Source organism: Clostridium sulfidigenes (assembly GCF_000732635.1).
Classification (GTDB): Bacteria; Bacillota; Clostridia; order Clostridiales; family Clostridiaceae; genus Clostridium_J; species Clostridium_J sulfidigenes.
The window spans coordinates 1-14,860 of the sequence record NZ_JPMD01000028.1 but is presented as its reverse complement, the minus strand read 5'-3'; the positions used below and the strand labels follow the sequence as shown (position 1 = coordinate 14,860).

16 protein-coding genes are annotated in these 14,860 nt (G+C 31.6%); 14 read left to right on the top strand and 2 right to left on the bottom strand.

From position 1 onward, the window contains the following. Window positions 1–68: 68 nt before the first annotated feature. The 11 genes from IO99_RS11385 (at window position 69) to IO99_RS11335 (ending at window position 11,294) form a co-directional block, all read left to right on the top strand. Window positions 69–428, top strand: a complete 360-nt coding sequence (locus tag IO99_RS11385; RefSeq protein ID WP_035133499.1) for a hypothetical protein — start codon at window positions 69–71, stop codon at window positions 426–428. Then, on the top strand, window positions 418–801 hold the full coding sequence (locus IO99_RS11380) for a 4-fold beta flower protein (protein ID WP_035133497.1): 384 nt from the start codon (window positions 418–420) through the stop codon (window positions 799–801). Before IO99_RS11385 ends, IO99_RS11380 begins: the two co-directional genes overlap by 11 nt. 11 nt (window positions 802–812) lie before the next feature. Beyond that, complete coding sequence (locus tag IO99_RS11375) at window positions 813–1,148, top strand: hypothetical protein (protein ID WP_035133495.1); 336 nt, start codon at window positions 813–815, stop codon at window positions 1,146–1,148. 263 nt (window positions 1,149–1,411) lie between these two features. Beyond that, complete coding sequence (locus tag IO99_RS11370; protein ID WP_035133493.1) at window positions 1,412–2,137, top strand: MBL fold metallo-hydrolase; 726 nt, start codon at window positions 1,412–1,414, stop codon at window positions 2,135–2,137. A gap of 285 nt (window positions 2,138–2,422) precedes the next feature. Then, a complete protein-coding gene (gene hypB / locus IO99_RS11365) occupies window positions 2,423–3,094 on the top strand; it encodes a hydrogenase nickel incorporation protein HypB (protein ID WP_035133491.1) in 672 nt (223 codons plus the stop codon). Between the two features lie 32 nt (window positions 3,095–3,126). Further along, window positions 3,127–5,817 carry an FAD-dependent oxidoreductase gene (locus IO99_RS11360; RefSeq protein ID WP_035133489.1) on the top strand — a complete coding sequence of 897 codons (2,691 nt, stop codon included), beginning with the start codon at window positions 3,127–3,129 and terminating at the stop codon, window positions 5,815–5,817. Between the two features lie 95 nt (window positions 5,818–5,912). After that, the gene (locus IO99_RS11355; protein WP_035133487.1) at window positions 5,913–6,254 is read left to right on the top strand and encodes a hydrogenase maturation nickel metallochaperone HypA/HybF; all 342 of its coding nucleotides are present in this window, start codon (window positions 5,913–5,915) and stop codon (window positions 6,252–6,254) included. 177 nt (window positions 6,255–6,431) lie between these two features. Further along, window positions 6,432–8,189 carry an arginine--tRNA ligase gene (argS, locus tag IO99_RS11350; protein WP_035133486.1) on the top strand — a complete coding sequence of 586 codons (1,758 nt, stop codon included), beginning with the start codon at window positions 6,432–6,434 and terminating at the stop codon, window positions 8,187–8,189. Between the two features lie 132 nt (window positions 8,190–8,321). Continuing rightward, on the top strand, window positions 8,322–9,989 hold the full coding sequence (locus IO99_RS11345; protein WP_035133722.1) for a GH3 auxin-responsive promoter family protein: 1,668 nt from the start codon (window positions 8,322–8,324) through the stop codon (window positions 9,987–9,989). Between the two features lie 82 nt (window positions 9,990–10,071). Then, on the top strand, window positions 10,072–10,659 hold the full coding sequence (locus tag IO99_RS11340; RefSeq protein WP_035133485.1) for an HDIG domain-containing metalloprotein: 588 nt from the start codon (window positions 10,072–10,074) through the stop codon (window positions 10,657–10,659). Window positions 10,660–10,943: 284 nt separating this feature from the next. Then, window positions 10,944–11,294, top strand: coding sequence for a hypothetical protein (locus IO99_RS11335; protein ID WP_035133484.1), 351 nt, complete (start codon window positions 10,944–10,946; stop codon window positions 11,292–11,294). A gap of 97 nt (window positions 11,295–11,391) precedes the next feature. Here IO99_RS11335 and IO99_RS11330 read toward each other — a convergent pair whose 3' ends face one another. Beyond that, window positions 11,392–11,820, bottom strand: coding sequence for a MarR family winged helix-turn-helix transcriptional regulator (locus tag IO99_RS11330; protein ID WP_035133483.1), 429 nt, complete (start codon window positions 11,818–11,820; stop codon window positions 11,392–11,394). A gap of 154 nt (window positions 11,821–11,974) precedes the next feature. Here IO99_RS11330 and IO99_RS11325 point away from each other — a divergent pair, with 154 nt between their 5' ends. The 3 genes from IO99_RS11325 (at window position 11,975) to IO99_RS11315 (ending at window position 14,594) form a co-directional block, all read left to right on the top strand. Beyond that, complete coding sequence (locus IO99_RS11325) at window positions 11,975–12,478, top strand: CarD family transcriptional regulator (RefSeq protein WP_035133482.1); 504 nt, start codon at window positions 11,975–11,977, stop codon at window positions 12,476–12,478. 111 nt (window positions 12,479–12,589) lie between these two features. Then, a complete protein-coding gene (recA, locus tag IO99_RS11320; RefSeq protein ID WP_035133481.1) occupies window positions 12,590–13,612 on the top strand; it encodes a recombinase RecA in 1,023 nt (340 codons plus the stop codon). A 151-nt stretch (window positions 13,613–13,763) separates the two neighbouring features. Then, window positions 13,764–14,594 carry a formamidopyrimidine-DNA glycosylase gene (locus IO99_RS11315; protein ID WP_035133480.1) on the top strand — a complete coding sequence of 277 codons (831 nt, stop codon included), beginning with the start codon at window positions 13,764–13,766 and terminating at the stop codon, window positions 14,592–14,594. A gap of 113 nt (window positions 14,595–14,707) precedes the next feature. Here the strand turns inward: IO99_RS11315 and IO99_RS11310 are convergent. Then, the coding region (locus IO99_RS11310) for an IS3 family transposase (protein WP_035133477.1) at window positions 14,708–14,860 on the bottom strand (153 nt) is incomplete at its 5' end.

Genomic DNA, 14,860 nt, shown 5'->3' with positions numbered 1-14,860 from the left:
TAAATTATATATGATGCATATTATATATAAATCCGCTTCAAAGAAATATAAATTGTATGAGGTGTTTTATGGATTTATTAATACTTGAAGAACGTAGATTGCTTAGATATAGCTTACTATTTCAATTATATAGGGACTTCTTTACCTATGGCTATGAAGTATGCAATAGAATTAATTATGAGATTCCAAATGATTGTAGAATTGAAATAATTGCAGCTCTTTATTTCTTATTCTATAGAAGATGGATTTTTTTTAACATAGCAAGAGACAAAACAGTTTCTGCTTATGTTTTAGGGCGTGGCATGGAAGAAGTGGAAAATTATCTTATTGAAACTGGTAAATTAGTAGCTTCAAACATATTTGAGGATTTGCTAATACCTGTTATTGATAAAAAAGAAAAGACTGGAGGTACAGTTAATGAGTCTTAAGATGGATCCATTATATGATAAAAAGGCTAATTTTGTTGGGTGGTTAGTAGAACATAGTAATGTATTTGATAAAGATTTAAAATGGGTAGCATATGCTTATTACAATTATATTTGGGCAACGAAGACTAGAGTATGGATTGGCGAATTAAGAGGTACCAATCTTTTAGATAGAGATGGGAGGATTGTGGCTTGGAGTACTAGTGGACCTGTGGTGGGGAGTCTTGGTTTCGTAGAAGGGCCAATTAATATTGGGCCTCCAATTATGCCAATTGGACCAATTATTCATGAGGTTCCATTAAATCCTGGATATGTTCCTGAGCCAGCAGGTGAATGGTCCAAACTAACCTTCAATCAGTGGCTTAACCAAAGGTAGGTGTTTAAATTATGGTTCAGATAGAAAAAGATTTAATTAGAGTTCAAATTTTACTTGAATTATATGAAAAATTGTTTTGTATTTGCAATTATGCAGATATTACAAGACAAGAATACAAAATCTCAGGTAGAAATAAGTGTGAGATAATTGCAGCTCTTTATTATTTAAGTGACAGAGGGTATATTACTGTAAGAACTACAAATAAAGATGATGTTCTTATTATATTTATTAGAGCCAGAGGAATTGATGAAATTGAACTAAAGATAAAAAAAGCTACCACAACGGTTCTTACATGCACTTTCGATAAATTACTTATTCCAAGCTTTGATGATGTGATTGACAACTGATAATAAGACTATACCTGCTGTTATTTATAGAACATAAAATATTGAGGTATGTTTTAAGCTTAGGAGATAAGAAAATAAACATATAAATAATATTGTTCGTGTGGATATTATGCTATAAAATGTAAGTATGTATATCATAAATTTCAAATAAGATAATTAAAGTTTATTTATATTAATTACACGTAGATATGCCTCAACTGCTATTATACCTAACTAAATATAAAATACTTTTGAATAAGTAAGAAAGAAGAGGAAATTAGTTTATGGAATTAAAAAAAATATCTAATAGAATTTATTACTTACCTGCAGAAGAAGAAACTGATAGACCAGTTATTGGATATATCAAAGGAGATAAATATTCATTGGCTATCGATGCAGGTAATTCATCTAAACATGTAGAAAAATTTTATTGTGAATTAAATAATGCAGGTTTGAAATTACCAGATTATACAGTGATTACCCATTGGCATTGGGATCATACATTTGGCATGCATTCAGTAGTAGGAAAGACAATTGCTGGACATTTGACAAATAATAAATTGAAAGAAGTTGCAACATGGCAATGGTCTGATGATGATATGAAAAGTAGACTTGAAACAGGTAAAGATATTGAAATGTGTGACAAATGTATTAAATTGGAGTATTCAAACAGACAAGATATAAAAGTAGCTTCTGCAGATATAGAATTTAGCGGAAGTTTAAAAATTGATTTGGGTGGTATTTATTGCGAGATAACTGAAATTGAAGCACCTCATTCAGAAGATTCGGTATTGATTTATGTACCCGAAGAAAAAGTGATGTTTATTGGCGATGCAGATTGTGAAGATCACTATGATAATAATGGCCAATATGATAAGGATAAGTTAGGGTGTTTTATTGAGCTAATTAAAGAAATTGATTTTAATACTTATGTTCTGGGACATGATAAACCTGAAACAAAGGAAGAGGCAATTTCATATTTAATGGAAGAATTAAAAACGTTAAGTTGAGACATAAAGAGAGGAATCGTACCATAAGTAGGTGCGATTTTTTGTTAGTTTAAGTAGTGAGTTGAAATTGAATATATTGTTCAAAGTCTTGGTAGCAATCATGCTACAAAATTTTTAAATAATCAAAGAGAAAGTAACAGATAGTATATAGTAAGATATATCATATTAAAGCATATATGGGAATATATTTCATTAATATGGATTACATGATACAATTTTATTGTAAGTAATATTTTTTATGTTTTAATGTAAAAAAGAAAAATTAAATGGGGGGTGTAAAATAGTATGGATATGTATAAAGTTATCGAGATTAAGCAAAATGTTTTCGAAAACAATGATAAACAAGCAGAACTACTTAGAGAAGATTTAAAAAAAGATAAGACTTTTTTGTTAAATTTAATGTCATCACCAGGTTCAGGGAAAACAACAACTGTTTTAAGAACAATTGAAGCTTTAAAAGATGAAATGAGTATGGGGGTCTTAGAAGCTGATATTGACTCAGATGTGGATGCTAATACTGTTTCAAAGACTGGTGCAAAGGTAATACAATTGCATACCGGTGGCATGTGCCATCTGGATGCAGATATGACCAAACAAGGACTAAATGGATTGGGAACAGAAGATGTTGATTTTGTAATATTAGAAAATGTAGGAAACTTAGTATGTCCAGCAGAATTTGACACTGGTGCATCAAAAAATGCCATGATATTAAGTATACCAGAGGGAGATGACAAGCCCTTAAAATATCCTTTAATGTTTTCCATTGTTGATGTTTTATTAATTAACAAGATAGATGCAATAGATTATTTTGACTTTGATTTAGAAGCAGTGAAAGAGCGTGTGAAAAAATTGAATTCCAATATCAAGGTTATCCCAATCTCTGCTAGAACTGGTGAGGGAATTGATGACTGGGTTAACTGGATACGTAATGAAGTAAAAGATTGGAATGGAAAATAGGATTATATTAAAAAGTTATTGGGGGAATATGCGTGGTAAAAGTAAAAGTATTAGAGCTTGCCAACCATATAAGTAAGATAAAACCTGGTTCAAAAAATGAGATAAAGCCTAAAGATCCAGAATATAAAATTTTGGAGCCAGTTGTTACAGAAGAAATGGCAGAAGTAGGACTTTGCGTTGAATTCCGTAAACCAAAGAGCGCAGAAGAAGTTGCTGCTTTATGTGGAAAATCTTTAGAGGAAACAAAGAGAATTCTATGGGAACTAGCCCTTGCTGGTGTTTGCTTCGTTGGTAAAGAAGATGGCATTGATAAGTATTGGTTTGAGATTTGGGTTCCAGGACACATGGAAATGATAGTTAACCACCCGCATAAGGAAAGTGTTGAGAATTATAAGCAAATTGCCGAGGCTTTTGAGGCCTATGGAAGAAAAAAAGCACCTATAACAGCAGGCATTTTTCCAGTTGGAACAGGTCCTATGCGTGTTATTCCTATAGAAACATCAATTCAAGGTGAAACAAAAAGAGCATCCTATGAGGAAGTTTCTAAATATCTCAATGAAAATACTGTTTTCTCCGTTTCGGATTGTTCTTGTCGTACATCAAGAGAAGCTATGGGAGAAGGTTGCGGCCACTTGAAGGAAGATATGTGTATTCAGCTTGGTCATGCTGCTGAATACTATATCCGAACAGGAAGAGGCAGAGCAATTACCCGCGAAGAAGCTTTTGAAATCATTAAAAGAGCCGAAGAAAATGGTTTAATGCACCAAATGCCAAATGCAGATGGTCCAGGAAAAACTCATGCCATTTGTAACTGTTGCGGCTGTTCATGTTACGCTACGAGAATTGCAGGAATGTTCTTAAATAATGATATGGTGCGTTCAAATTATGTATCAAGAGTTGATAAAGACAAATGTGTTGGTTGTGGAGAGTGTGTTCAAGTTTGTCCAGTTAATGCATTGAAATTAGGTCAAAAATTATGTGCTAAAACACCAATTGTTGAGAAGAAGAGAGTTGACTTTGCCCACAATACAGAGTGGGGTCCAGATAAATGGAATGTTGATCATCGTATCAACAAGAAAAATGTTGTTGATACAGGTACAAGTCCTTGTAAAACACAATGTCCAGCACATATTTCTGTTCAAGGTTATGTTAAGCTAGCATCTCAAGGAAGATACAAAGAAGCGCTTGAACTTATTAAGAATGAAAATCCGTTTCCGGCTGTATGCGGGCGTATTTGTCCAAGAAAATGCGAATCTGCTTGTACTAGAGGAGATATTGATGAACCAGTCGCTATAGATGAAATCAAAAAATTTATTGCTGAACAAGATTTAAAAATGGATACTCGTTATGTACCAAAATTAAGACATGAATATGGTAATAAAATTGCTGTTATAGGCGCTGGTCCTTCAGGTCTCTCTTGTGCTTTTTATTTAGCTCTTGATGGCTATAAGGTAACGGTGTTTGAAAAGCAAAAGGTACTTGGTGGTATGCTTACCCTTGGTATTCCTTCTTATAGATTAGAAAAAGAAGTTATAAATGCAGAAATAGATATTTTAAGAGAACTAGGAGTAGAATTTAAAACTGGTATTGAAGTAGGTAAAGACATAAGTCTTAAATACTTAAGAGGTCAAGGATATGAAGCATTCTATCTTGCAATCGGTGCCCAGTTAGGCAGAAAACTTGGTATCCAGGGTGAAGATTCAGAAGGGGTTATTACAGGGGTTGATTTCTTACGTAATGTAAACTTGGGTAATGAGGTAAACCTTGAAGGAGACGTGGTTGTAATTGGTGGCGGTAACGTTGCTATTGATGTTGCAAGAACAGCTACAAGAGTTGGAGCTTCAAAGGTTAACATGTTCTGTCTTGAAAGTCGAGAGGAAATGCCAGCTCTTGAAGAAGAAATTGAAGAAGCATTATCAGAAAGTATTGAAGTCAATAACTCTTGGGGTCCAAAGCGAATTCTCGAAGAAAATGGGAAAGTTATAGGCATAGAATTTAAAAAATGTCTTTCAGTTTTTGATGATAGTGGAAAATTTAGTCCTGTATTTGATGAAGAGATCACTAAGATTGTGAGGGCAAATCATGTTCTAATTTCAGTAGGTCAAGGAATGGATTGGGGTAGATTGCTAGAAGACAGCAAAATAAAATTGAATCCAAACAAGACAGTGAAAGCAGATTCCTTCACTCTACAGACAGGGGAGCCAGATGTATTTGCTGGTGGGGATGTATTAACAGGTCCTAAGTTTGCTATTGATGCAATTGCTTTGGGTAAAGAAGGTGCAATTTCAATTCATCGCTATGTTCAACCTGGACAGAGCTTAGTTCTTGGAAGAGACAGAAGACAGTACTCTGCACTTGATAAAGAAAACTTAACATTACAAGGATATGATCGCATACCAAGGCAGAAAGTAGACCATGTAGATGGAAAGAAATCAAAAGAAACCTTTAAGGATTTACGCCCTACATTTACTGAAGAGCAAGTGATGAAGGAAACAGAACGTTGCCTTGGCTGTGGTGCTACAATTACAGATGAATATCAATGTATAGGCTGTGGTGCATGTACAACCAGATGTAAGTTTGATGCTATTACACTTTTTAGAAAATATGATGCGCAAAGTGTACCACTTGAAAAGCTTAAACCAATAATTGTTAAAAGTATAATTAAGCGTAAAGGTGTAATCACAGCTAGAAAGATTAAAAAGTTATTCACAAAAGATTCTTAAAAATAAAACAAAATAATTGACATATTACAGGAGAAAAGGTGAGGGAACATATAGTTACCCTCTACCTTTTTACCTAGATAAGAAGGGTGATTTTAATGCATGAATTAGGTGTAGTAATTGAAGTGGTTAAAACTGTTGAAAATTTCGCAGAAAAGAATGGATTAAAGAAAATAGATACAATAGTTTTACAAATTGGAGAACTCTCTTCAATGATTCCTAAATATATTGAATCTTGTTATCCGGTAGCAGTAGATGGTACAAGATTACAGGACACAAAATTAAAGATTGAAATATTACCAGGTAATGCAATCTGTAAAAAATGTAGAAAAGTTTTTAATATCATTGAGAATAGTAGTAAGTGTCCAAGCTGTACAAGTGAAGAATGGGAGTTATTATGTGGAAAAGAGTTTATGATAAAGGAAATAGTTGCTTGTTAAAGTAAGACTTAAAAGATAAAAGGTGAGATAGAAATACGTATAAAAAATTTTACTAGGGGCATAATATGGACAAGCGATTAATATTTAATGAGGATACCACAATTTATTATAAATGAAAATGTTTTAAATGTTTATGATGCATAGATTTATATTTAGCAAGAAAATAGGAGGTATGGTGTGAAGATATTTATTGATGAAATAAGTGATGTAGTAAAAAGTACTTTTGAAGAGCTTGGATATGATAAAGAATCAGGAAAGGTAACTGTATCTAATAGACCAGATTTATGTCAGTATCAATGCAATGGTGCTTTAGCTAATGCTAAGAGATACAAAAAGGCACCCAGTGTCATAGCTCAAGAAATTGTTGAAAAGTTAAAGGAAAATAAATTTTTCTCTAAATTAGAAATTGCAGGACCTGGGTTTATTAATATAACGGTTAATGATAAATTAATAATTGACTATGTAAATAAGATGAATAATGATGAAAAGTTTGGAACTTCATCTGCTACAAAAGTTAAAAAAATATTTGTAGATTATGGTGGAGCAAATGTTGCAAAGCCCTTACATATAGGTCATTTGAGATCAGCAATAATTGGAGAAAGTATAAAAAGAATTGCTAAGTTTATAGGCCATGATGTAATTGGAGATGTTCACTTAGGTGATTGGGGTCTTCAAATGGGGATGGTTATCTCTGAAGTTGAAAGACGTAATCCAAATTTACCTTATTTTAATGAAGGTTTTACTGGAGAGTATCCAAAAGAAGCCCCATTCACAATAGATGAATTAGAAGAAATATATCCTTATGCTAGTAGCCTTGCTAAAAATGATGAAAAAGTTATGAATGCAGCAAAACAAGCTACCCTTGAGCTTCAACAAGGTAGAGAAGGATATCTAGCATTATGGAAACACATATTAAATGTTTCTGTTAATGATTTAAAGAAAAATTATGGTGCATTAAATGTTGACTTTGAATTATGGAATGGTGAAAGCGATGCACAAAAGTTTATCCCAGACATGATAAAATATTTAAAGGATAATAGGTATTGTTATGAAAGTGAAGGTGCTTTAGTTATTGATGTAAGTAAGGAAGAGGATAAGAGTGCACTTCCACCATTACTATTACTGAAATCAGATGGAGCATCATTATATGGAACAACTGATTTGGCTACAGTTGTAGAGAGAGTTAGAAACTATAAGGCTGATGAAATAATATACTTAGCTGATAAAAGACAAGGACTTCACTATGAGCAATTCTTTAGAGCAGCTAAAAAATCTGGAATTGCAGGTGAGAATGTAGAATTAGATTTTATAGGCTTTGGAACAATGAATGGAAAAGATGGAAAACCATTTAAAACTCGTGAAGGTGGAGTAATGAGGCTTGCAGATTTAATAAATTTAATTAAAGAAGCGGGTAAAGAAAAGCTTAAAGGTAATAAAAATATATCAGCAGGAGATGTTGAAGAAATCTCATCAAAGGTAGGTTTAGCAGCTTTAAAATATGGTGATTTATCAAATCAAGCTTCAAAGGATTATATATTTGATATAGATAGATTTGCTTCCTTTGAGGGAAATACAGGACCATATATTTTATATACAATAGTAAGAATTAAATCTATTTTAAATAAAGCTAACACATCTGAGTTAACGGAAAATGTATTAGAACCACAAAGTGATACAGAAAGAAACCTAATGTTACAATTAATTAAATTTAATGAAGTAATTGAGCTGAGCTTTAGAGAACGTGCACCACATAAGATATGTGAATACGTTTATGAATTATCAAATAACTTTAATAAATTCTATAATGATACAAGAATATTATATGAAGAAGATGAAAATAAAAAAATTTCTTGGTTAGTTCTTATTACTTTGGTTAAAGATGTATTAGAACAATGCTTAGATTTATTAGGCATGGAAAGTGTTGAAAAAATGTAATATACTGCAGTCCTTTTTTAGTCATGGATGGGATTTAAAGCAATTCGTCTCCATCAAGGTGTAACATCATTTTATATTTTTTCATACATTAGATATATACAAATACTTAGGAAGTGTGTTATCACGAGCTTTATAAGCAAAGCCTTGTACAAAATCACCATTGAAGGTGGGGGATTAGTTAAAAAGAAGTTTGATAAAGAAACTAGAAATTGCAAAAAAGTCAATGAAGAAGTGTTATTCAAAATATTAAGAGAAAATTGCAAAAGTGAAATCGGAATTAAGTTTAATTTTCGAGATATCAACTCCATAGATGATTTTAAAGAACATGTTCCATTAACCCAATATGATTATTACGAAAACTATATAAGACGAATGTCAGATGGAGAAAAGAATATTTTAATAAGTGAAGGTGTGGAATACTTTGGTCATACATCAGGAACCACAGGAAAGCAAAAGTTAATTCCATCTACTAAAACAAGTAGAAAACTTGCTTCAAAATATATGGCCTTACTTACCAATAAATTTTCTTATGATAACTTTAGAGAAAATTGGAATTATGGAAGAGGCTTAATGATAGCTGATATAGTAATGACAACTTATACCCAAGGAGGAGTACCAATATGTTCTGCTACTTCTGGAGGGATGAATGGTATAAGGTTTATATTACCATACTTATATACTTCACCAATAGAAGTTATGAAAATAAAAGATAAGGAATCCTCCCTTTATCTTCATCTGTTATTTGCCTTAAAAGAAACTAATCTTTTATATATTAGTGGAGTTTTTATATCTAATATATTGGATTTATTTAGAATATTAGAAAGTAAACATCAAGATTTAGTTAGAGATATAAGGAGAGGGTGTATAAGAAATAATTTGAATATTGATGAAAACACTAGAAAAAAGTTAAATTCACTTCTTTCTCCTGATGCTAGTAGAGCTGATAAATTAGAGTATGAATTTGAAAAAGGATTGAAGGGTATAAGTAGAAGAGTATGGCCTAATTTATCATATATTGCCACAGTAACTGGAGCAAACTTTTCTATATATGATGAAAAAGTAAATTATTATACTGATTCATTGCCAATTTATTCACCAGCCTATGCTGCTACTGAAGCTATGATTGGAATTAATCCTTATGGAAATAAGATAAGATATGTAATTATCCCTGACACTGCCTTTTATGAATTTATTCCACAAAAGGAAGGGAAAGAAGATAGTCAGCACACCCTTTGTTTAGAAGAGCTAGAAATAGGGACAAAGTATGAAATAGTTATTACTAATTATGCAGGTCTCTATAGATATAGAATGGGTGATGTTATTCAGGTAGTTGGATTTTATAATAATTGTCCTGAAGTGGAGTTTTTATATAGGAAGAATCAAGTGTTGAATATGGTATCTGAAAAAACTAATGAAGAACATTTAACTAATTCTATAAAAAGTACAATAAAAAAATTAAATTTAAACTTAGTAGATTATACTACAATGCCTGATAACTCGGTTACACCTGGAAGATATGCATTTTACTTTGAATTTAAAAATAGTATATATAATTATAAGATTAAATTATTAGAGGAAACCTTGGATAAGGAGATTAGAAGTTCTAACTTAGCCTATGATAGAGCTAGAAATAACAAGAATTTATCTATGGTAAAAGTAATACTTTTACAACCAAATACCTTCAATACAATTAAGGAATCTTTATATAAGAAGGGAATATCAAAAAATCAAATTAAAATTCCAAGGGTTATTTCAAATAATAGGAGTATATTAAATATTATTAATAGAAATAAGATATGATATACTTCTTTAATATTATTTGTATTTGTAATATTCTTAAAATATAATATTATTAATAAAGTTTTTATAGGAGGATATTATGATGATAACAAGAGAGGAAGCGTTGGAACTACTTACCGAATACAATAAAGAAGGATTTCATATTCAGCATGCATTAACAGTAGAAGGTGTTATGAATTACTTTGCAAAGAAACTTGGATATGGAGATGAAGCAGAGTTTTGGTCTAGAGTTGGATTGCTTCATGATTTAGATTTTGAAATATATCCAGAACAACATTGTAGCAAAACTCAAGAAATAATGAGACAACGTGGTCTTGATGAAAGATTAATAAGAGCAGTAGCTAGCCATGGATATGGACTTTGTGCAGAAGAACAACCGAAACCAGAACATGAGATGGAAAAAGTATTATTTGCGGTAGATGAACTTACTGGTTTGATTGGTGCAGCTGCAAGAATGCGTCCATCTAAGAGTGTTATGGATATGGAACTTTCAAGTCTTAAGAAAAAGTTCAAAGACAAGAAATTCGCTGCAGGATGTTCAAGGGATGTAATCAGACAAGGAGCAGAAATCCTTGGCTGGGAGTTAGAGAAATTATTTGAAGAAACAATTCTAGCTATGCGTTCTTGTGAGGATTTCATCAATAAGGAAATGGGATTATATAACAATTAGTAGATTATATTGGATAATTTTTATACTTATGTAACCATATGGGTAAGTCAATTTGACAAGTAAAAGTAAAAATGATATTATTATATTGTCAGTGTGTATGAAAACTCAAGACCATCTGAAGGTGGTTTTGAGTTTTTTTATAATAAGGTTTCTTACAAAGCTATGAGTCGTTGGTTTATGCTATAAGTAATGATATTATAAAAGAAAAATAGCATGAAAGAAGAATGGCTGAAAGTGAAAATTATTAAAACACTAGTTTGAAATTAGAGAGGAGACGGTCAAGAATGAATATAAAAAATGAGCAAGTTAATCATATTAAATTCGGATCAGGAGTTATAACGGGGGTAGAGGGCGATAAGATATTAGTGAAATTTCAAGATGACCTTGGAGTAAAAGCCTTCGCATATCCAGAAGCATTTAAAATGTTTCTAGAAGCAGCAAATGAGGAAGTTCAGAATAGTATATTAGAAAAATTGCATATAAAGCAAGAGCAGTCAAAAGCTGAACTAGAAGAGAAAAGAAATGAAGAAAAACAGGAAAAAGAAATACTTGAAAAAGCTGCAAAGGAAGAGAAAAAAATATTACTTGCAGAAAAGAGAGCAGCAAAACTTGCAAAAGCAAAAGATGTAAAATAATCAGTAGTTTTTGATAAATATAGAGTCATTGCATAGCCTTATGATTCTAAAGATATAATAAAAACACATTAGCAGAGACATAAGGCTATTTTATTAGCTATATGTCCCATTCTAGTTTTAACATATCTTTAAGTATTTCTACCTTATCAGTTCCAATTTTCTCACATAGTGTTTGCTCTATGGCTGCCTTTTGAGATAAATTTATCTCATAACATTCTTCACCTAAGGGAGTCAACTGCAAACATTTATCCCTATTATTGTTTGTTGAATTTGTAATTTCAATTAAGCCCTTTGCTTCAAGATTTTTTACAAATTTATGAGTTGCCTGTCTAGAGATATCAACATGTTTTGTAACGTAAGATAGAGTTGTCTTTTTATTATATATTCTTGCCATGATATACCATTCAGAGTTTGAAATATGTATATCACTACTATCATTCCATGATTTTTCACATATTCTACGAAGTAGAACGTGACGCTCACTTATTAAATCAATTAAATGTAAGTTTTGTAATTCAGAATTCAATGGCTTCACTCCAATCGTTATCTTTACTAAAATAATATACAAATAATATACATAATTCATTAAGAATTGTCAATTTAATTGACAATTTGTTAAATTTAATGTACAATGAAATTAGTCAACTTAGTTGACAAAGTACAACAAGGGAGAAATTGAAATGTTTAATATTGGAGAATTAATAATTTATTCGGCCCATGGAATTTGCCGTGTAGATGACATATTTGAACAAATAATAGGGGGTAAAAAAAGAAATTACTATAAATTGCACCCAGTGGACGATAGTTCATTAAGTATAAGTGTCCCAGTTGAGAGTGATAAGGTAGCCATGTTACAGCTTGTAAACAAAGAAGAGGCAGAAGAACTTTTAGAATCCTTTAGGGAGCCAGGTGTAGAGTGGATAGAAGCTAACACTGAAAGAAATCAAGTATATTCTAAGGTTGTAAAGAATGGAGATCGTAAAGAAATCTCTAAGGTAATAAGTACTTTAATGAGAAAAAAGCTTAAAATTGAAGCAGAAGGAAGGAAATTTCATCAGCAAGATATCAAACTTTTATCTTATGTTCAAAGTATATTGTTTACAGAATTGGCATTCAAATTAAACACAACTTTTGAAGTAATAAATAGAAAAGTTGCTAGATTAATTAATGAAAATGACTACTAAATATGCTCATAATAGAAGTGTATGTTAAAGAGGGCTGTTTTACTCAGTAGAAGTTAAAAAGGTGAGACATAATTTAAGCTATAATGGCTTTTGAAAGGGTAGTTGATAAAAATGAATATAAGTAATGATAGAAGTATGGCTATAGAAACAGTTATGAACCATATAGAAAAACAATTTGGAAAAGGTTCTGTAATGAAGCTTGGAGGAACCTCAACAATGAATATAGAAGCTATCCCAACAGGATGTCTTGCTTTAGATATAGCCCTTGGCGTTGGAGGAGTTCCAAAGGGTAGAATAGTGGAGATATATGGACCAGAATCTTCTGGTAAAACAACAGTAGCACTACATATAGTGGCAGAAGCTCAAAAAAGTGGTGGTGCTGCGGCTTATATCGATGCGGAACATGCTTTGGATCCATCCTATGCAAAAAAACTGGGTGTTAATACTGATGATTTGATTATATCTCAACCTGATACTGGAGAACAAGGCCTGGAAATAGCTGAAGCACTTGTAAGATCAAATGCTTTAGATGTCCTTGTGGTTGACTCTGTTGCTGCCCTCGTTCCAAGAGCTGAAATAGAAGGTGACATGGGGGATTCTCATATAGGATTGCAGGCAAGGTTAATGTCACAAGCCTTAAGAAAACTAACTGGATCAATTAATAAATCTAAATGTGTTGTTATATTTATAAACCAACTAAGAGAAAAAATAGGTATTATGTTTGGTAATCCTGAAACAACAACAGGTGGAAGAGCGCTGAAGTTTTATTCATCAGTTAGGCTTGATATAAGGAAAATAGATATTATAAAAGTAGGGGAAGATATTCTTGGAAGTAGAACAAGGATAAAAGTAACCAAAAACAAGGTTGCTCCGCCTTTTAAGCTAGCTGAATTCGATATAATGTACAATGAAGGAATTTCAAAGGAAGGTGCACTTATTGATATAGCAGTTAAGGAAGATATAGTTGAAAAAAGTGGAGCTTGGTTTTCTTATAAAGATACTAGACTTGGTCAAGGAAGAGAAAATTCTAAGTTATATCTAAAAGAAAATCCTGAAATAGCTCTTGAAATAGAAAATATAATAAGAGAAAAATATAATCTTAAATTAGTAAAACAGACTAAGGAAAATGAATAAATGTTTTAAATATTAAAGAAAGAGAATCATCATATTATGGAGATTCTCTTTCTTTTATTTTTTTTACGCTAAGTATATAATGGAATAATAAGAAAAAATTAGAAAAGTTAAATTTAGATAAACTATGTTTTAAATAATTGGAGGGATAACAATGATTGAGATACCTGAAGCTTTAACACTTGCAGGTCAGATTAACAATACAATTAGTGGAAAGAAGATTGTGAATGTTGTTGCTGCTCATAATCCACATAAGTTTGCATGGTATCATGGAGATCCACAAAAATACCATGAAATACTTGTAGGAAAGACTATTAATATGGCAACTGCCTACGGAGGTATGGTTGAAATTAGTGCTGATAGTACATCAATATTAATTGGTGATGGGGTAGGGTTTAGATATCGTGACAGTAGTGAAAAACGTCCGGCAAAACATCAACTTCTGTTAGTGTTTAATGATTCATCTGAAGTTAGTGCATCGGTTCAGATGTATGGAGGAATATGGTGTTTTAATACCAAAGAAGGGTTTTCCAATAATTATTATCAGGTTACAAAGGAAAAACCATCTCCACTTTCTTATGAATTTAATGAAACTTATTTTGATAAACTGATATCTTCACAGGATTTACAGAAGCTAAGTATAAAAGCATTTCTTGCTACAGAACAGCGAATACCTGGCCTTGGAAATGGAGTGTTGCAGGATATATTATGGCAGGCTAAAATTCATCCAAAACGAAAAATTAATACATTAAAAGATGAGAATAAGGAAGTTTTATATAGTTCCATTAAAACTGTTCTTTCTAAAATGACAGAACTTGGTGGAAGAGATACAGAAAAGGACCTGCATGGAAACAATGGTGGATATAAAACTATGATGAGCAAAAATAGTGTAGGCTCTTCTTGTGTTTCTTGTGGTGAAATTATAAAAAAAGAAAATTATTTAGGTGGCAGTATTTATTACTGTGAGAAGTGCCAATTACTTTAACTCAAAAGGGTAAAATTAATAATGTACTTTTATAGTTAGATATAGAAAAAGTATATAAAGGCTAGTATAAAAATAAAATGTACCCTAAGTCAAGGACATTTTATAAAAAGACCCTAAGATAAAAGATGATTTCTGTATTGAACAGGAGTCATCTTTTTTAAGTTCCATTGGCATCTATACTTATTATGATAATCTATGTAATCCTCAATTTCACATAATAGATCTTCAAAGGTTTCACAATTTTTTAGATTTGTTTCATCTTTTAA